We start from the raw sequence: 19,517 nt of genomic DNA, 5'->3' as shown, positions 1-19,517 counted from the left end.
AACGACTACAAAGTTTGTTGGCAAACCTTAGTTTCTAAAGCGAAGCAAAAATAATATAATTTTTGAATTGTACTAGTCTTACAAAAATAAAAATATAGATTTTTATTTTTTTTCTGCCATTTAAAAGATTTGAGTAAAGTCAAATAGACTTAATAAACTACTAACCAAATATTTAAACTAATAATACACATATCACTTAAGATTTACACTATTTATACACGCACAGAATACATCAAGGATTGCGTTGCATCATATTAATACGTATTTTTCAAGAAAAATGACTATCCAACACAAAGAAAGAGAAGATAGAGGCATCTTCTATATAAAAGATGAGAATGGCGTCTTGTCAGAACTCACATATTCCCGCAACAATTCTAATATATTGGTAATAGACCATACGGAAACTAAGGTTGCTCAAGAAGGTCAAGGCCTAGCATCAAAACTGGTTGCACATGCAGTACAGTATGCAAAGGAGCACAATTTAAAAATAAACCCTCTCTGTCCGTTTGCAGAAGTGCAGTTTGATCGTAACCCAGCATATAAGGAAGTGCTTGCTTGATGAAGAAGATACTAGAGACAGATCGCCTCTATCTTAGACAGTTTATAAAAGGGGATACGTTGGATTTATTTCAGCTCAACAATAATCCTGAAGTTTTGAGGTTTACTGGAGATGTTCCATTTACATCCTCTCAAGAAACACAGGCATTTATAGATCACTACTTTAAAAACGTGTATTACAATCCTACAAATGGAGCGCCTACACACCTTGGGCGTCTAGCGGTAATGAGAAAAACTGACCACGTTTTTTTAGGATGGTGCGGTCTTAAATTTAATTCGACAATCAATGCGGTAGATCTGGGTTTCCGTTTTCATCAATACTTTTGGAACCGAGGTTTTGCCACAGAAAGTGCAAGAAAAGTGATTGAATATGCGTTTAGAGAACTTAAATTAATTCAATTAATTGCACATGCACATATCAATAATAAAGCCTCACAAGTTGTTTTAATAAAATGCGGCTTTACAGAAAAAGAGCAAATAATCTACGACAATCAACCTACCTTATTATATTATCTTAAAAATACCGAATTTGAACTTAGAGAGATCACAGCAGCCGAGACATGGCCTGTAAGACACCCCGTACTTAGAAAAAACAGACCCCTGGAAGACGTGTATATGGAGTCAGACGAAAAAGAAAGCACATTTCATTTGGGCGTTTTTCATAACTCAAAAATTGTGGGAGTCGCTAGCTTTATGGAAGACACACACCCTGATTTTTCTGGATTTCAATCGAGGTTGAGAGGAATGGCTGTATTAGATGAGTACAGAAAGAAAGGGATTGCTCGATGGTTATTAGAACATGGTGAAAAAATACTTAAAAACAGAAACAGATCGCTACTGTGGTTTAACGCAAGAGCAAATGCTTTAAGTTTTTATAAGAACCTAGGCTATAAAATGACAAGTGAAGAGTTTCACATCTCACAAGTTGGCCCTCATTATACAATGAAAAAAGAATTATGAATAGACGCACATTTTCAAAACTATCCGCACTAGGGATTATTGCTGCATCAGCACCAGTTAATGCTACAAACACCTTTTTTAATATATTATCTAAAAATGAATTGTTAGGTAAAGGCTCTCCTGCCTTAATAGAAACCGTTTCTTATAAGCTACGCCCAGAAGCCGCAAAAGCCTATGAGAATATGCGCTCTGCTGCGGCAAAGGATGGTATTGATTTTAAAGTAGTGTCTAGCTATAGAGATTACAACCATCAAAACAGGATATGGGAACGTAAGTATAGAAAATTTATTAAGAGTGGTCTCACTCCAATAAAAGCCATTGAAAAAATAATTGAATACTCTACAATTCCAGGCACCTCGAGACATCACTGGGGAACAGACTTAGATATTGTTGATGGAAGCAAAAACGCAAATGGAGACTTATTAGTGCCCTCAAAATTTCATGGAGACGGACCCTTTTGTAAATTTAAGCTATGGATGAATGAGAATGCAAATGCTTATGGCTTCTACCTTGTGTATACAGATACATATCATCGCAAGGGGTTTAAGTATGAGCCATGGCATTACAGCTATAAACCTCTTTCACTAGAGTACTTACATGAATATAAAAAACTAGATATTCTCAAGATATTACAATCTAATAGACTCATGGGGAGTGATAACTTCACAACAACATTTGTAGATCGCTATCTAAAAGACAATGTCCTTGATATCAACCCAGATCTATTGAGTTAGATTGAAAGTATTTTTTTCTTTTCTGCGATCGCTTCTTTAAAATTATTACGATCACTTAAAGCTTTGTTTATCCAAGAAAGTGCAGCTTCTTTGTCCCCTTTATGTTTATAGATCTGAGCTAACCTAAAATAAGCCCAATCCTTGGGTACACTATCTTTTACTGTATAATTTTTAATGTATTGATTTAAACAAGCAATACCTTGATCTAAACCGATCCCGTATTGACCCGCAATTTTGCCAAATTGATAGTGCAACCTATTTGAAGTTTTATGTACTTCTTGGGCTTTTTTTAAAGTGCTTTGAGATTTTTCTGGCACTCCGTTTTTCTCATAATGATCTGATAGCTTTTCATAACAAGTAACAGAGCCACCTACAGAAAGTGCTTTTTTAAAAAATCTTTCAGCATCCTTAGGGTTATCATTGTAATCTGCAATATGACCATGAGCTAGATATCCATCTACTTCAGAAATACGAAGTAACTCGTCTGCATAATTTTGAGCTTTCTTTATACTACCCCCAACAATAGATGGCAATTGTATGTAAAATTCAACTAATGCCCACCTAACTTCAATATGCTTAGGATCAAGGGTAGCAGCCATTTCAAAGGCTTCTTTTATATCTCCTATCATCGTAAGAGCCGTAAACTTATTTACTTCCAGCGCTTTCATTCCTAGTACACCACCGTATTTGTAGTGATAATCTGGATTTCTAACATCCTTTTCAATTAAAGTTTTGTAATAGGGAATGGCTGCATCCCATCTTTTTGCGTACCCCTCAATATCACCTAAGTACTCTATTACTCGAAGATTATTAGGATGTGACTTTAAGTAGGATTCAAATATAGGTTTGGCTTTTTGATATTTTCCAGCTTTATAAAGGGATTCCGCTTTCGCGAAAGCGTTATACTCTTGACCAAAACTCAAGAATGGAATAAGAAATAAAAGAATCCATTTTATCATAGTGTTCATTTTGAGCAAATATATACTAATATGATGCCAAAGAAATTAATTTCTCTCAGGCGGGAATTTCTTTAGAATTTTAGAAATGAGATTATAAAAATATTCCTCCCGCTGTTCTGGAGTAGCATTTACTTTTAAATCACTTTCACTTATGGCCTCCCAAATTGTTGCTTTACTATTTTCATCATACATAGTGAGTGTTAAAACTCGGTGCAATTCTCTACCTCCCATAGGTATACCTCCACTTACACCTACACCCACACTTCCACCACTCCCACCTATACCCACTCCTAGTGCATTACGGGATGTAGTTTCGTATGTTGTTGATTGTGCACCTATGAGCATTTCTGCAGTTTCAGAAAAAGCCCAGCCACGAGCTTCTAATACAGTGTCTACTGCTTTTGTAAATCGTTTTTCATCAAAGTCTGAAAAACCACTAATATTCTCATAATCATAAGCAAAAGTTTGATACTTAGAAAAATCTACATTTTTGTCATAATCGTACTCTACAAAAGTACTGCCACAACTATTCAAAGTAGCAATCGTTATAAGGCATAAAAAAATCCGCATCATTCTAATTTTACATAAAGGTAAACATAGAAAAATCCGGATTGTTGTGTTTAAATTTTTATTAACTATTCATCATTTTCCAAAGTTCATCTTTCAACTCAACAAGACCCTGCTGTGCTACTGCTGAGATAAATAGATAGGGTGTTGGGAGCTCATTATCTAACTCTTCAGTAAGTTCTGCCTTAAGCTCTTCGTCAAGCATATCACTTTTTGTAATAGCCACAAATTTACTTTTATCCAGTAATTCTGGATTGTATTTCTGTAGTTCATGCAAAAGAATTCTATATTGCTCAGAGATACTATCTGCGTCTGCTGGAATCATAAAGAGCAATGTAGAGTTACGCTCTATATGTCTCAAAAAACGATGACCGATACCTTTACCCTCTGCTGCGCCTTCTATGATACCAGGAATATCTGCCATTACAAATGAACGATGGTCGCGATATTGCACAATTCCTAGATTAGGTTTGAGTGTTGTAAACTCGTAATTGGCTATTTTGGGTTTTGCAGCAGTAATAGCTGCAAGAAGTGTAGATTTACCTACGTTTGGAAACCCTACTAGTCCTACATCTGCAAGCACTTTGAGTTCCAATGTAAGTTGTACTTCTTTGCCGTCGATTCCTGGTTGTGAATATCTAGGGGTTTGGTTAGTACTACTTTTAAAATGCCAGTTACCACGGCCTCCCATTCCACCTTCAGTGGCAATATATTCTTGACCTTCTTCAGTAATTTCAAATAGAACCTTGTCTGTCTCTGTATCTTTAATGGTAGTCCCTAGAGGAACGTCGATATACATATCTTCCCCATCATAACCTGTAGACCTAGATTTTGCGCCGTTACCACCATGGCCTGCACGAATGTGACGTTTAAATTTAAGGTGCAATAGTGTCCATAAGTTAGGATTTGCTCTCACGATTACATGCCCTCCACGACCTCCATCTCCACCATCTGGACCTCCTTTTTCTATAAATTTCTCTCTATGTAAATGCGCAGAGCCACTGCCTCCATTACCTGAAGTCGTGTGAATCTTTACATAATCTACAAAATTTCCTTCCGTCATTAGAAAATGGCTTTAATTGTCTATTGTAATTAGATGCTTTCGCAAAAGCGTATTTGAGGTACTACTAAAACTACTGTAATTATTTTTTAATCTTATCAATCGCATTACTCAAACGCTCTGTAATGTCTTCTACGGAACCTACACCGTCCACGCCGTGGTATTTATGTTGTTTCTCGTAATGATTTTTTAAAATTGCCGTCTCAGCATAATAGACTTTTATACGATTACGTATGACATTTTCATCTGCATCATCTGCACGACCACTCGTTTTACCACGCGCTAGTAAACGCTCTACAAGAACTTCATCATCAACCTCGAGAGCCACCATAGCGGCTACTTCTGTTCCTTTTTTTGACAACAGTGCATCTAACGCTTCTGCTTGTGCTTCTGTACGTGGAAAACCATCAAATATAAAACCTTGCGCTTCATTGTTCTTCTCAACCTCAGCGGCTAGCATATCTATAGTAACCGTATCTGGAACTAATTGACCTTTATCTATAAATGATTTAGCAAGAGTCCCTAGCTCAGTTTGGTTTTTAATATTATATCTAAAAACATCTCCTGTAGAAATATGTACTAGATTATACTTTTCTTTTAATACTTCTGCTTGAGTTCCTTTACCAGCACCTGGAGGGCCAAATAAAACAAGATTAGTCATTTGAGTTTCTTTAAGTTTATATATAGATGTAAAATTACGACCTAGACCATCGTAGTCTAAACCAAACCCTACGACAAAATCATTAGGAATCTCCAGTCCTACGTAGTCAATCGTATAAGGTTTATTATATGCTGCTGGTTTGTAAAATAGCGAAGCTATCCTAAAAGATGCTACTTCTTCTTGCTCTAAAATACGGATGATAGTTTCTATCGTGTTTCCAGAGTCAACAATATCTTCTACCACAATTACATCCCTACCCTTAAGAGAAGGCTCTGCTCCCATAACTGTAGAAATCTCATCGCTTTGGTTGAGCCCATCGTAGCTAGCTACCTTTATAAAGCTCATCTCACACTCATGGTCAAACTTTTTTATAAGCTCTGCACTAAACAAAAAAGCACCGTTGAGAACTGTAAGAAATACTGGCCTCTTACCTTGATAATCATCATTTAACCTAACAGCGACACCATTTACAGCCTGCTGTACCTCTGTTTTTGAAATAAATTTTTCAAAGGTAAGATCGTGTAGTGTAATTGTATTTTTCATAAGTAACAAAGGGCAAAGATACTACTTGAAACTAAGTCCCGATAGTTATACGGATATGAATGTATAATTATGAAATACTCTCAGTCTATTTTGTATTTTTGAAGTGATTTATATGCGAGTCTAAAAGCAACATACACAATGACAAATTACTTCTCTTCTTCTTTTAAATTAGGCATTCTAGGTGGAGGCCAGCTAGGCAAGATGATGCTCTACGACACCCGTAAATACGACATCCAGACCTATGTATTAGACCCTAGTGAAGAAGCACCATGTAAAATTGCATGTAATCACTTTGAGCAGGGAGATTTACTAGATTATGAGGCCGTATTAGCTTTCGGACGTAAGGTTGACATACTTACTTTTGAGATTGAAAGTGTTAATGTAGACGCGCTAGAAACTTTAGAAAAAGAAGGCATTAAAGTTTTTCCTCAACCCGCTGTGTTGCGCAACATTCAAGATAAAGGGGTTCAAAAAGATTTTTATAAAAAACATCAAATCCCTACGGCTAGCTATGAAAAATACGCTTCTGCGAAAATTTTAAAGAATGCTATTACTGAGGGAAAATCTACATTTGACTTTCCTTTTATTTGGAAATCATGTAAAGGGGGTTACGATGGAAAAGGAGTAACTGTAATTAGAAACATAGAAGACCTAGATACACTACCACATGTACCCTGTATTGCAGAGCAAATGATTCCTTTTAAAAATGAACTTTCTGTTATCGTAGCTCGTAATCCCTCTGGTGAGGTAGAGACATACCCAGTTGTAGAGATGGAATTTCATCCAGAGGCAAATCAAGTTGAATATGTGATCTGTCCTGCAAGAATAAGTGATGAAGTTGCTCAAAAAGCAAGAGCGGTTGCCAGCAAAGTTTCAAATGCATTTAGTCATGTGGGGCTTCTTGCTGTGGAGTTATTTCAAACCGAAGACGATAAAATTTTAGTCAACGAGGTTGCTCCTAGACCACATAATAGTGGACACAATACCATAGAAGCTAGCTTTACTAGTCAGTTTGAACAACATTTGAGAGCTATATTAGACCTACCTCTAGGAAACACTGAAAATAAAACAGCCTCCGTTATGGTCAATCTTGTAGGATCAGAAGGTCATACGGGTAGTGTCACATATAAAAATATAGAAACTATCATGGCAATGGATGGTGTGACTCCACATATATATGGAAAAAAAGAAACGAGACCCTTTAGAAAGATGGGACACGTAACTATTATAAACCATGACCTCTACAAGGCAAGAGAAATTGCATCTCAAGTAAAAAATTGTATTGAAGTCATAACCACATAGATTTGAATTTGTTGATAATCATCACATTTTCGCGAAAGCGTAATTAAAAAATTTTTATGAAAGTAGCTATCATCATGGGGAGTACTAGTGACTTACCAGTAATGCAAGAAGCCATAGACTTCTTAAAAGATCTAGATATTGACATCGAGGTTGATATTGTAAGTGCACATCGCACTCCAGAAAAATTATTCGATTTTAGTAAGAATGCACATACACGAGGAATCAATGTGATTATTGCTGGTGCAGGAGGTGCTGCACATTTACCTGGGATGGTGGCTTCTTTGTCACCACTGCCTGTAATAGGGGTTCCTGTAAAATCTCGAAACTCTATTGACGGTTGGGACTCTGTACTCTCTATCTTACAAATGCCTGGTGGGGTACCAGTCGCAACGGTAGCTCTTGATGGTGCAAAAAATGCGGGAATTCTAGCTGCTCAAATCTTAGGAGCTACTAATTCTGTTTTACAAGAAAAAATTATAAGCTATAAAGAAGATCTCAAACAAAAAGTTATAGAAGGAGCAAAAAGCCTTAAATAAAAAAGACCGCCTTAAAAGGCGGTCTCGAATCAATGCAGTTTTAAGATAATGATGCTGTATTTATTAACCATTCTAAATAGTAATCAAAACTTTATATTGCTGCATTGAATGGGGGATCGTTACGTTTTTTGACAGAAAAACAAATATAAGAAAAATCTGTCATTTATCGTTTATGTACCATTATTTTCGACAAAATACACAATTTAATATAATAGCATTACTTAAGATACTATGTCACAACACACTAATCCGCTACTAAATCCTTTTTCTGAAGCACCATTTTCAAAAATTGAAAACAGTCACTTCATGCCGGCTTTTGAAGAAGCAATTGCAAAAACTCGAAAAGAGATTGATGGTATTTCAGATAACAAAACACCAGCAACTTTTGCAAATACGATCGCAGCTCTGGATTACTCCGGAGAGCAGCTGGAACGTATCTCGTCTATCTTTTTTAACCTTAATAGTGCAGAGACTAATGACGAGATTCAAAAAATTGCTCAAGAGGTTTCTCCTATGTTATCAGCGCTAGGTAATGACATTACGCTCAATGAGCAATTGTTCTCACGCATCAAAAATATATACGCTCAGAAAGATGATTTAGATCTTTCTGTTGAAGAAAAAACATTACTTGAAAAAAAGTATAAAGGTTTTACACGTAACGGAGCCAATCTCTCTGAAGATAAAAAGTCACGCTTACGCGAAATTGATGCTGCACTTTCAAAATTGAAGCTCACTTTTGGTGAAAATGTACTAGCAGAGACTAATGCTTACGAACTTCACCTCACAAATGAGAAAGATCTCGAGGGACTTCCAGATAGTGCAAAGGAAGCCGCTGCTGCCGAAGCTACGTCAAGAGATAAAGAAGGCTGGGTGATTACACTTAATTATCCAAGCTATATTCCTTTTATGAAATATGCCGATAATCGGGCGCTAAGAAAAGAACTTGCCCTAGCCTTTGGAAGTAGAGCTTTTAAAGGAAATGCACATGATAATCAAGCTACTATTTTGGAACTTGTCAAGCTTCGCCATGAGCGTGCAAACTTATTGGGGTATCAGACACACGCACATTTTGTTCTTGAGGAGCGTATGGCAGAAAATCCAGAAAAAGTAGAGAACTTCTTAAATGAACTCCTAGAGAAGGCTAAGCCCGCAGCTGAAAGAGAGTTTGCACAGCTAGAAAATTTTGCCAAAGACCAGGACAATATTGCTACACTTCAAAAATGGGATGGCGCTTATTATAGTGAAAAACTGAAGCAACAACTCTTTAGTCTAGATGACGAACAGCTAAAACCATATTTTAAACTTGAAAATGTGATTGCTGGCGTTTTTAAGGTAGCAGAGAAATTATTTGGTTTACAATTTGAACAGGTTCATGATGTAGATGTGTATCATGAAGACGTAAAAACCTATCGCGTTACTGATAATAATGGTAACTATATTGCCTTATTTTATGCTGATTTTCATCCCCGTAAAGGTAAACGAGGTGGCGCCTGGATGACCTCTTTTAAAGGACAGAAGATAGAAAATGGGATAAATGAAAGACCACAAATTTCTAATGTATGTAATTTCACGCCTTCAACACCTAGCAAACCATCGCTACTTACTTTTAATGAAGTAACTACCTTGTTTCATGAATTTGGTCACGGCCTACACGGTATGCTTGCAAACACGACGTACCCTAGTCTATCTGGCACATCTGTATACTGGGACTTTGTGGAATTACCTAGCCAAGTCTTAGAAAACTGGTGTTATGAAAAAGAAGCTCTAGAGCTATTTGCAACTCACTACGAGACTGGCGAAGTAATCCCTATGGAACTAGTACAAAAGATAAAAGATGCTGCTACATTTCAAGAAGGAATTCAAACCTTGAGGCAATTGAGTTTTGGATTGTTAGATATGTCTTGGCACGGGAATGACCCTTCTGGAATTGAGGATATAAAGAAGTTTGAAACAGAAGCATTTCAAGAAACAAATTTATACCCAGAAACCCCAGAAACTTGTATGAGCACCTCATTTGCTCATATCTTTCAAGGTGGGTATTCTTCTGGATACTACAGCTACAAATGGGCCGAAGTACTCGATGCAGATGCTTTTGAGTACTTTAAAGAAGAAGGAATTTTTAATCCTGAGATAGGTAAGAAATTCCAAGAGCATGTGTTATCAAAAGGAGGTACTGAAAATCCTATGACACTTTATAAACGCTTTCGTGGTCATGAGCCAAAACCAGAAGCCCTACTCAAAAGAGCTGGCTTGTTAGAAGTCAAGAAAATGATATAATTACAAGAAGCCGATTTTTGAAAACTAATCTAAATCGGCTTTTTTTTATGTGTTTTTTGCCTCAATCCACAAGGACATGAACTTTGTACTGCGCATACTTTGATGTTGGAGCATTTGACCGGTAAAGTTTGATGTACGATGTGCATCTATATGCTCTAGCAAGAATGAGATTTTTGATTTGAAATCGTCTGAAAAGTGTCGTTTTTGAAAATTTTTATTGATGATTCTAGTTCCGTTAAGCTGTGCGACTAACCAATTTTCTTTATTGGTGTAAAGTTGTATGGCCGCTTTCGCGAAAGCGGAATTCTCATCCTCAATAGCTCCGCCCCAATCTAAACCATCAGTCATGGCCTCTGCTCCTATCGCTGTGGTGACCGAAGGAGTTCCCTGCTGCATAGCATCAATAAATTTTCCCTTTAGACCAGCACCAAATCGCAGCGGTGCCAATAAAACACGCGCTTGAGAAATTACCTCAGCGGCACCTTCTGCTCTGCCTTTAATCACAAAGCCTTGTTTTTCATTATGAAGCTGATGCACTTTTTCTGAACTATACGCTCCATAGATATGCAATTCTGCTTGGGGCAACTCTTTTCTTATAAGCGGCCACACTTGGTTTTTTAATTGTAAGGTGGCGTCCCAATTAGGTTTGTGTAAAAAATTACCAATTGCCACGAAATGCTGACGATCTTCATACCGTAAAAAATTGCCATTTAGTTCGGGAAGTAAAAACGGAATATATAAGAGTAAGTGAGCGGGTACTTTAAAAAAAGTTTGAAGTAATTCCATCTCATAAGCAGAAATCATGAGAGCAAGATCACAACGAAATATTGATGCGATCTCGCGCAGAGCAACATCAGACTGTAAATCCTTTGCGTTTAGTTTTCTGTTTTGAGTTACTGCTACCTCTCTTGCCTTCCGTAAACAATGCAAATCTTCAGTATCCAAAATTCTAAGAGCATTAGGACGTATGTCGGCAACACGCCAGCCGAATTGCTCTTCTGCCATAAATCGATCAAACAGCACTACATCAGGTTTTAGTTCTTTTAAGAATGTATCAAAAGAGGGATCGTTCAAAGTTATTGAGGCAGTCTGGAAACCCAAAGAATGAAGGTCTGTGCTATGATTAGAAGGTCCAGAAGTACTGGCATAGGTTATAGCAAACGACATTTCTTGAAAAAGAGCTAACAGCTGTAACATACGACTACCAGCTGCCGAGGATCGAGGTTCTACCCAAACTGTACTTATTACTAGAAGTTTCATGAGGTAAAGATACTATCAAATTAAAACCTCACTTGAAAAATATGTTTCATATATTTTTGAAATTACAATAACATTATTATATTTGTAGTATGGAATTCAGCGTAGCAAAAAACAAATTCATTCAAACTTGGGGAGCTTTAGGTTCTCAATGGGGTATTAATAAAACCATGGCTCAAATCCATGCCTTATTAATGGTATCTCCTGAGGCTCTTTCTATGGAAGATGTAATGGCAGAGTTGCACATTTCTAGAGGTAATGCGAGTATGAACTTGCGTAATTTAATTGACTGGGGAATTGTTTTTAAGGAATATAAACCGGGAGAGCGCAGAGAATACTTTATAGCAGAAAGCAATATTGATGAGCTGGCTCGTAAAATTGCCAAAGAAAGAAGTAAGCGTGAGATCAAACCTACGCTTAGAGTGTTACAAGAAGTGAGTTCGCTACATAACACAACCACTACAGAAGCGCAACATTTTAAAACAAAAACTGCCGAACTGTATGAGTTTGTTTCCCGTGCCGACACCATGCTAGAAAAAATTACTGATTATAAAGAGAACTGGATTACAAAAACGATTATGAAACTGATGAAGTAATCGTAACCAAAAAATAGATAAAAGCACTGAAATATGTGCTTTTTAAATCAAAATAAGTTTCATTTATTTCTGAAAATATAATATACATGAAAAAGATCTACTCATTAAATAAAATTCTAATCATAATAAATATAGGGCTTTTTATAATTCCATATTTCGGCTTACTCTTTATGATAATAACAGGGGTTGTACAGATAATTCTATTTTTTATTTACGTAATGAAATGGAACCAAATCCCTCAAAGTAATAAAAAACAGCTGCTCGTGTATGTCGCAATTTGTTTAATAATCTTTATAGGCATTTACTATAGTTCTGCATCAGAATATTACAATGACCTAATTCTATCTATGCTATTGATAATTTCTGGTTTATTGGAGCTTTATTTTTTATATATCTCTAAAAAATTGTCTGATCTATATTTAAAATCAAATGTTAATGGACCTCAATCATAATCTCCTAGCCTATCTCATCTATATCGTATTCATGAGTCTCATTATTATACATGTAGGATTGATTTGTTATCGCAACGGTATTGTATTAATGAATCAACTTATGCCATCGAGGACATCTTTTGCTCTGCAATTAAATAAAATACTTTTAGCTGGTTATTACTTAGTCAACATTGGTTACACCGTCTATATGATGTCAACTTGGAATCTCATCACCACAATTGAAGATATAGTCTCAACCATAGCAACAAATGCAGCTCAAATAATTTTACTACTTGGTATGTTACACTACATTAACATGGCTTGGATTCAATTCTTTTTTAATAAACAATCAACACAAAAACTTTAAATTATGGAAACTTCAAAAATTCTTATCGGTTACTTTATTTATTTACCTGTAATCATTGTGCTCACTTATTTTGTATCTAAAACACTTTTTAAAAATGGCAAAATCTTTATGCTAGATATATTTAAAGGAAAAGAAAACATTGCAAATTCAACCAACAAACTTTTTGAAGTTGGCTTTTATCTACTTAACCTCGGTTTTGGTTTACTTATCTTGAAAATAGAGTACTATAATTTTAATGAGACCTATCAAAGTCTAGTAGAAATTTTAAGCAGTAAAATAGGTGGCTTTTCTATGTATCTTGGGGTAATGCTTTTTCTAAATTTATTTATGTTTTTTAGAGGCCGTAAAAAGTCAAAAATTGCTAACCAATCTACAGTAAACCCTAAAACTTCTCTCTTATGAAAAAGCTAATCATTGCAGGAGGGTCGGGCTATTTAGGCTCTGCCATTGCATCTTATTTCAAAAATTCATTTGATGAAGTAGTTACGCTTTCGCGAAAGCGTACTCCATCTCAAGATAATGTAAGAACCGTGGTTTGGGATGCCAAAACACTTACAGGATGGGAACATGAACTAGAGGGAGAGGCAGTGATCATTAATATGACTGGAAGATCTGTAGACTGTCGCTATACATCGAAGAACAAAAATCTTATTTTAAATTCTAGAGTAGATAGCACAACAATTTTAGGAGAAGCTATTGCACGTTGCCATAACCCGCCAAAGGTGTGGCTTAACTCCTCTACAGCTACAATTTATAGGCATTCATTAAACAAAGAAATGACTGAAAATCATGGAGAGATTGGTAGCGGGTTCTCAGTTGATGTAGCAAAGGCCTGGGAACACGCATTTTTCTTGAGTGATACTCCAGAAACTCGTAAGGTAGCTTTACGTACTGCGATTGTTTTAGGAAAAAATGGAGGTGCACTACAACCTATTAAAACAATTACTCAAATAGGTTTGGGTGGAAAGCAAGGTAGCGGTCATCAAAAATTCAGCTGGATTCATGAAGACGATTTCTTACGAGGTTTAGAATATATTATTAATAATTCAGACATGGAGGGTCCTATAAATATTGTTTCCCCCAATCCATCGACCAATGTAGAACTTATGGAATTAATGCGCAGCAATTTGAATGTGCCATTTGGTATACCTGCTCCAAAGCCCATATTAGAGATTGGAGCTTTTATAATTAGAACTGAAACGGAATTATTGCTAAAAAGTAGAAATGTAATTCCAGAAAAATTGATGAAGCACGGCTTTAAATTCGAGTACCAGAACTTAAATCAAGCCCTTAATAATTTATGCACCTAATTAAAATTTAATGACAGTTATTAAGCTAATCACAAAAATCAACGCTCCCGTATTACACGTATTTGACTTATCTAGAAATATCGATTTTCACATGAAATCTGCGTCTCAAACTAGCGAAAAGGCAATCGCAGGAGTAACCACTGGGTTAATAGGTTCTGGAGAGATTGTAAAATGGAAAGGAAAGCACTTTGGTGTTTGGCTCACTCACACTAGTAAAATATCGAAGTTTAATCCTCCATATTTTTTTGTGGATAAAATGATTGAAGGTAAATTTAGTTCGTTTGTTCACGAACACCATTTCAGCCAAAAGGATGATTATACATTGATGACAGACAGTCTATCATACAAAGTACCGTATGGAGTTATTGGGAAACTTTTTGATAAACTGTTCTTGAAGGGCTACCTCATAAGATTTCTTGAGCACCGCAATGCAGCATTGAAAAGCTCGTTAGAATCTGCTAATATCTAAATTTCAGGTATTTGGTTAGTTTTTCATGCTTTCGCGAAAGCGATTATCCTCCTTTCTATATAAAATGTTAAGTCTATTAATCATTGTCATTTATGTATTATTTTTGGTACAACTAGCTACCCAATCACTATGATTACTAATCAAATAGACCCTACAAAATGGGTAGATTTATACTCAGACTACCTGTTTAATTACACCTTTGCCCGAATTAATGATCGAGAAATGGCAAAAGATTTAATATCTGAAACTTTTCTTGCAGCATTAAAATCAATGAAGAACTTTAAAGGAGAGGCGACAGAGCGCACTTGGTTGACCTCAATTTTAAAGAGAAAAATAATTGATCAATACCGTAAAAACAATTCGAAAAAAGGAAAGGCAGAAATACGTATCAATTATAGAGATGAGGAAAGCGAGGGAGAATGGCTAGAGGAACGAGTTGCAGATCCTTATGATAAAACGGCAGAAGATTCTCTAGAGAACGAAGAACTGTCAAATGCAATTTTCAATTGTCTTGATAAACTACCGCAAAAACAAGCTCAAATTTTTAAGATGAAAACTATTGAAAATTTTGATACGGAGGCAATTTGTAATGAATTTAGTATTACTCCGTCTAATTTTTGGGTAATCATCCATCGTGCTCGAACTGCAATGGCAAGCTGTATGGAGAAAAATTGGCTATAAACTGAGTTTAGGCACAAAAACAAAAGAGATGAAATTAAAAGTAGTTTGTGAAGATGCAAATCATTTTTGCGATAAAAAACAATACAAAGAGTCTAATTTTTGGGAAAAAGGAAAGCTCTACTTTCACTTACTATACTGTAAGGCCTGTAGAGATTATTCCAATAATAACTCTAAATTATCTGAGTTCTTAGATAAAAATAAGATCTTCACCATCACTAAATCTGAGAAAGAAATATTACAACAACGTGTCCAGCGATTTATAAACTCACAATCCAAAAATTAATAACAACACCCACAGTATAGGAATACTCTCAACCCAAAAAGAAGAATAAAATCGGCTTTTGTTTACAGTTGTATATCCTATCGCAAAGCTTACAATTAAAGCTACTATACCGTCTATCAAAAGATGTTTTGGTAAATTAAAATACAACATCAAGCTTATCGCAAAGAAAAAAATGACGATTGTATATCCTACAAGCTTTGTTCTTAAAACACCAAATTGCTGCGGAAGTGTCTTAAGCGCTGAATGATCGTATTTTAAGTCCCGTATTTCAAAGGGAATCATTACTGCAAGAACGTAAAAAAAACGTTGCAAGACTATCCACCATATTTCTTGTGTAATGTTTAGTTCATTTTGTAAAATAGGCAGTATAACGGTTACCCCTGCCCATACAAAAGCAATAATAAAAATTTTGATTCCGCTAATTGACCTCAAATTTTTGTCTTTAAAAAATAGAGGTATTGCATAAAAAAGGGTGAGTAATCCTAAAAAAATGCACACTAAAATCACTTCTAAATTGATCCAAAAAACAGATATGATTAAACCAACTAAGGAGAGTATAGAAAAAAACTGAATCTCTTTTAAGGAACGTGCAAGGCTACGGTGATTCAAGCCTGCAACCTCAGCATACTTAACAAAATTATAGGCGGTAATTGTTCCAAAAAACAAGAAAGCTATAAATCTAATATCTAGTTCAATTCCAAACTTTATAGCCGTGACATAAGCTAGCGCAAGTACAGCAAAACTTACGTGAATGCTACTATTGATATAAAAATGAAATAAACGTCGCATGATGTGCATGAAACAAAAATAACACAACTGTTAATAAGTTAAGTTTTAGTTGAAAACATTAATATTTCAAGCGTATAAATTGATAAAATAACTCTATCATTTGCTGTATTTTTGTGCATCTTAAAAAACACAACAACAATGAATACAGATTCATTTGCATTACGCCACATTGGTCCACGTAGAAGTGATCTTCCTAAGATGCTAAAGACGGTAGGGGTAGATACTATGGAGCAACTCATTTTTGAGACCATTCCAGACAACATACGCTTAAGTAATCCTTTGCAACTTGATCCTGCATTGAGTGAACATGAGTTTGCTGCCCACATTACGGCATTGTCTAATAAAAACAAGGTCTTTAGATCATTTATAGGTTTAGGATATCACCAAGCAATTACACCTGCAGTCATACAACGTAATATTTTAGAAAATCCAGGATGGTATACTGCGTATACACCTTACCAAGCAGAGATTGCTCAAGGTCGTTTAGAGGCGTTGCTTAACTACCAGACCATGATTACTGACCTCACAGGTATGGAACTGGCAAATGCATCATTACTTGATGAGTCAACTGCTGCTGCAGAGGCAATGGCATTGCTTTTTTCTGTGAGAAATCGTGACCAAAAAAAGGCTAATGTCAATAAATTCTTTGTTTCAGAAGAAATCCTTCCTCAAACGCTTTCATTACTACAAACTAGATCCACTCCTATCGGGATTGAATTAGTGGTAGGTAATCATGAAGAGTTTGACTTTTCAACGGAATTCTTTGGGGCTATTTTACAATACCCAGGGGTATCTGGAAAAGTATTTGATTATGCAGGTTTTGTTGAAAAAGCAAATGCTGCAGCTATTAAAGTCGCTGTCGCCGCAGACATCTTGAGTCTCGTTAAGCTTCGTTCGCCAGGAGAATTTGGTGTAGATGTAGTAGTGGGCACAACACAACGTTTCGGAATTCCATTAGGTTACGGAGGACCCCATGCCGCTTATTTTGCCACAAAAGAAGAATATAAAAGAAGTATTCCTGGTCGTATCATTGGTGTAACAAAAGATACAGATGGAAAGCGTGCTTTACGCATGGCATTACAAACACGTGAGCAACATATCAAGAGAGATAAAGCAACCTCAAATATCTGTACCGCTCAAGTACTTCTTGCTGTTATGGCGGGAATGTACAGCGTTTATCACGGTCCCGAAGGATTAAAAAATATTGCAAATAAAGTACACAACACTGCTGCAACAGTAGCAGACGCTCTCGAGAAGTTAGGTTTGTATCAAATTAATGAAAATTACTTCGATACAATTCAGGTAAAAGCAGATGCTAGCAAAGTAGCTAAAGCCGCCGAAGAATTAGAAATCAATTTCTACTACCCAGATGCAGACACGGTGTGTATCGCCATTCATGAGGCAACTACATTACAAGATGTAAATGATATTGTTTCCGCTTTCGCGAAAGCGTCCTCAAAAGAAACTATTTCTGTCGCTGAAATAATTGAAGGAAAAGGAATTCCTTCAAACGTGGCTCGTGAAACCGAATTTTTAACGCTTCCCGTATTTAATACCTATCATTCTGAAACAGAATTGATGCGTTATATTAAAAAATTAGAACGCAAAGATTTGTCATTGAATCACTCGATGATTTCCCTAGGTTCTTGTACCATGAAACTGAATGCTGCTTCTGAGATGTTACCCCTATCTGATCCACAGTGGGGAAACATGCATCCTTTTGCACCATTAGATCAAGCCGAAGGATATCAAACAATGCTTAAAAAGTTGGAAGATCAACTTACGGAAATCACAGGGTTTGCTGGTACATCTCTACAACCCAATTCTGGTGCACAAGGAGAATATGCAGGTCTTATGGTGATACGTGCATATCACGAATCTCGAGGTGACAGTCATAGAAATATTTGTCTAATTCCTTCATCTGCACACGGAACAAACCCTGCCAGTGCTGTAATGGCGGGTATGAAAGTTGTAGTAACTAAGGCCTTGGAAAATGGAAACATAGATGTAGAGGATCTTCGTGAAAAGGCTGAAAAACACAAAGACAATCTGGCTGCTTTAATGATTACGTATCCTTCTACACATGGGGTGTATGAGAGTGCTGTAAAAGAAATTACACAGCTTATTCATGACAACGGCGGCCAAGTATATATGGATGGGGCAAATATGAACGCGCAAGTTGCACTTACAAATCCAGGTGCTATTGGTGCAGATGTTTGTCACTTAAACCTACATAAAACTTTTGCAATTCCTCATGGTGGTGGTGGTCCCGGAGTAGGACCCATTTGTGTAGCAAAGCAATTAGTTCCGTTCTTACCTACGAATCCAGTTATAACTACTGGTGGTGAAAAAGCGATTACTGCGATAAGCGCAGCTCCTTGGGGTTCTGCTCTTGCTTGTTTAATTTCTTACGCATACATCACGATGCTAGGGGAACCAGGTTTAAGACACTCTACGGAATATGCGATATTAAACGCCAACTACATCAAGGAACGTCTTAACGGACAGTATCAATGTTTATATACGGGTGAACGTGGGCGTGCAGCACACGAAATGATTATCGATTGTCGTCCTTTTAAAGAGAATGGTATTGAGGTTACAGATATTGCAAAGAGATTGATGGATTATGGTTTTCATGCTCCTACAGTTTCTTTTCCTGTAGCAGGAACGATTATGATAGAACCTACAGAAAGTGAAAGCAAAGAAGAGCTTGATCGTTTTTGTGATGCCATGCTATCTATTCGCAAAGAAATTTCTGAAGCTACAAAAGATAACGGAAATCACATCATGAAAAACGCACCACACACGCTTGCCATGGTTACTGCAGATACCTGGGAATTTCCTTATTCTCGTGAGAAAGCGGCCTACCCTTTAAGCTATGTAGCTGAAAATAAATTTTGGCCAACGGTACGTCGTGTTGATGATGCATATGGAGATCGTAATTTAATTTGTACCTGTGCTCCTATAGAAGAATATATGGAAGCATAAGAGATAGGGATGATCTACTTTATTTAAGTCAAAGAATATTCGGTCAAGAGGACAATCTTGCTCTTGACCGTTTAAATTTTAAAGTTTATGAATTCGCTTTCGCGAAAGCGGAATCGCACTCATTACCAATTCTTTAATAAACTTCTATCTTCTTTATCCCTCATAAAAAAATAGCTATTATTTCGATTA

20 protein-coding genes are annotated in these 19,517 nt (G+C 36.3%); 14 read left to right on the top strand and 6 right to left on the bottom strand.

Features of this window, described 5'->3' with window-relative positions; genetic code table 11:
• Window positions 1-277: 277 nt before the first annotated feature.
• Genes OD90_RS11565 through OD90_RS11555 form a run of 3 tightly spaced genes read left to right on the top strand, consistent with a single transcriptional unit; the run spans window position 278 to window position 2,252 of the window.
• Window positions 278-559, top strand: coding sequence for a GNAT family N-acetyltransferase (locus tag OD90_RS11565; RefSeq protein WP_144669323.1), 282 nt, complete (start codon window positions 278-280; stop codon window positions 557-559).
• Window positions 559-1,518 carry a GNAT family N-acetyltransferase gene (locus OD90_RS11560; RefSeq protein ID WP_144669322.1) on the top strand — a complete coding sequence of 320 codons (960 nt, stop codon included), beginning with the start codon at window positions 559-561 and terminating at the stop codon, window positions 1,516-1,518. Before OD90_RS11565 ends, OD90_RS11560 begins: the two co-directional genes overlap by 1 nt.
• Window positions 1,515-2,252: a M15 family metallopeptidase gene (locus tag OD90_RS11555; protein WP_144669321.1), complete on the top strand. Its 738-nt coding sequence runs from the start codon at window positions 1,515-1,517 to the stop codon at window positions 2,250-2,252. The genes OD90_RS11560 and OD90_RS11555 overlap by 4 nt, the downstream gene beginning before the upstream one ends.
• On the opposite strand, the gene OD90_RS11550 is transcribed toward OD90_RS11555, so the two are convergent.
• From OD90_RS11550 to OD90_RS11535, 4 genes are all read right to left on the bottom strand, one after another.
• Window positions 2,249-3,220 carry a tetratricopeptide repeat protein gene (locus tag OD90_RS11550; protein WP_261374503.1) on the bottom strand — a complete coding sequence of 324 codons (972 nt, stop codon included), beginning with the start codon at window positions 3,218-3,220 and terminating at the stop codon, window positions 2,249-2,251. The genes OD90_RS11555 and OD90_RS11550 overlap by 4 nt on opposite strands.
• 36 nt (window positions 3,221-3,256) lie before the next feature.
• Window positions 3,257-3,784 (bottom strand): DUF4136 domain-containing protein, encoded by a 528-nt coding sequence (locus tag OD90_RS11545; RefSeq protein WP_144669319.1) that lies wholly within the window; start codon window positions 3,782-3,784, stop codon window positions 3,257-3,259.
• Window positions 3,785-3,842: 58 nt separating this feature from the next.
• Window positions 3,843-4,841: a GTPase ObgE gene (obgE, locus tag OD90_RS11540; RefSeq protein WP_144669318.1), complete on the bottom strand. Its 999-nt coding sequence runs from the start codon at window positions 4,839-4,841 to the stop codon at window positions 3,843-3,845.
• 79 nt (window positions 4,842-4,920) lie between these two features.
• Complete coding sequence (locus OD90_RS11535; RefSeq protein WP_144669317.1) at window positions 4,921-6,042, bottom strand: adenylate kinase; 1,122 nt, start codon at window positions 6,040-6,042, stop codon at window positions 4,921-4,923.
• 138 nt (window positions 6,043-6,180) lie between these two features.
• Between OD90_RS11535 and OD90_RS11530 the strand changes: the two genes are divergently transcribed.
• The 3 genes from OD90_RS11530 to OD90_RS11520 all read left to right on the top strand — a co-directional run bounded on the left by OD90_RS11530 (window position 6,181) and on the right by OD90_RS11520 (window position 10,157).
• Entirely contained in the window at window positions 6,181-7,344 is a 1,164-nt protein-coding gene (locus OD90_RS11530; RefSeq protein WP_144669316.1) for a 5-(carboxyamino)imidazole ribonucleotide synthase, read from the top strand.
• A gap of 56 nt (window positions 7,345-7,400) precedes the next feature.
• A complete protein-coding gene (gene purE, locus OD90_RS11525; RefSeq protein WP_144669315.1) occupies window positions 7,401-7,880 on the top strand; it encodes a 5-(carboxyamino)imidazole ribonucleotide mutase in 480 nt (159 codons plus the stop codon).
• A 231-nt stretch (window positions 7,881-8,111) separates the two neighbouring features.
• A complete protein-coding gene (locus OD90_RS11520; RefSeq protein WP_144669314.1) occupies window positions 8,112-10,157 on the top strand; it encodes a M3 family metallopeptidase in 2,046 nt (681 codons plus the stop codon).
• Between the two features lie 45 nt (window positions 10,158-10,202).
• On the opposite strand, the gene OD90_RS11515 is transcribed toward OD90_RS11520, so the two are convergent.
• Entirely contained in the window at window positions 10,203-11,417 is a 1,215-nt protein-coding gene (locus OD90_RS11515) for a glycosyltransferase (protein WP_144669313.1), read from the bottom strand.
• 89 nt (window positions 11,418-11,506) lie between these two features.
• Here OD90_RS11515 and OD90_RS11510 point away from each other — a divergent pair, with 89 nt between their 5' ends.
• From OD90_RS11510 to OD90_RS11480, 7 genes are all read left to right on the top strand, one after another.
• Window positions 11,507-12,010, top strand: a complete 504-nt coding sequence (locus OD90_RS11510) for a GbsR/MarR family transcriptional regulator (RefSeq protein ID WP_144669312.1) — start codon at window positions 11,507-11,509, stop codon at window positions 12,008-12,010.
• A gap of 435 nt (window positions 12,011-12,445) precedes the next feature.
• On the top strand, window positions 12,446-12,808 hold the full coding sequence (locus OD90_RS11505) for a hypothetical protein (RefSeq protein WP_144669311.1): 363 nt from the start codon (window positions 12,446-12,448) through the stop codon (window positions 12,806-12,808).
• A 3-nt stretch (window positions 12,809-12,811) separates the two neighbouring features.
• Window positions 12,812-13,210 carry a hypothetical protein gene (locus OD90_RS11500; protein WP_144669310.1) on the top strand — a complete coding sequence of 133 codons (399 nt, stop codon included), beginning with the start codon at window positions 12,812-12,814 and terminating at the stop codon, window positions 13,208-13,210.
• Window positions 13,207-14,118: a TIGR01777 family oxidoreductase gene (locus tag OD90_RS11495; protein ID WP_144669309.1), complete on the top strand. Its 912-nt coding sequence runs from the start codon at window positions 13,207-13,209 to the stop codon at window positions 14,116-14,118. Before OD90_RS11500 ends, OD90_RS11495 begins: the two co-directional genes overlap by 4 nt.
• A gap of 10 nt (window positions 14,119-14,128) precedes the next feature.
• Window positions 14,129-14,587 (top strand): SRPBCC family protein, encoded by a 459-nt coding sequence (locus tag OD90_RS11490; protein ID WP_144669308.1) that lies wholly within the window; start codon window positions 14,129-14,131, stop codon window positions 14,585-14,587.
• A 129-nt stretch (window positions 14,588-14,716) separates the two neighbouring features.
• Entirely contained in the window at window positions 14,717-15,268 is a 552-nt protein-coding gene (locus OD90_RS11485; protein ID WP_144669307.1) for a sigma-70 family RNA polymerase sigma factor, read from the top strand.
• A gap of 28 nt (window positions 15,269-15,296) precedes the next feature.
• A complete protein-coding gene (locus OD90_RS11480; protein ID WP_144669306.1) occupies window positions 15,297-15,551 on the top strand; it encodes a hypothetical protein in 255 nt (84 codons plus the stop codon).
• Here OD90_RS11480 and OD90_RS11475 read toward each other — a convergent pair.
• The gene (locus OD90_RS11475) at window positions 15,534-16,340 is read right to left on the bottom strand and encodes a hypothetical protein (RefSeq protein WP_144669305.1); all 807 of its coding nucleotides are present in this window, start codon (window positions 16,338-16,340) and stop codon (window positions 15,534-15,536) included. The genes OD90_RS11480 and OD90_RS11475 overlap by 18 nt on opposite strands.
• Window positions 16,341-16,478: 138 nt before the next feature.
• Between OD90_RS11475 and gcvP the strand changes: the two genes are divergently transcribed.
• Window positions 16,479-19,328, top strand: coding sequence for an aminomethyl-transferring glycine dehydrogenase (gene gcvP / locus OD90_RS11470; RefSeq protein ID WP_144669304.1), 2,850 nt, complete (start codon window positions 16,479-16,481; stop codon window positions 19,326-19,328).
• Window positions 19,329-19,517 lie beyond the last annotated feature (189 nt).

Origin of the sequence: Dokdonia sp. Hel_I_53, from assembly GCF_007827465.1 — a bacterium.
Classification (GTDB): domain Bacteria; phylum Bacteroidota; class Bacteroidia; order Flavobacteriales; family Flavobacteriaceae; genus Dokdonia.
This window is presented reverse-complemented; position numbering and strand designations above follow the sequence as displayed.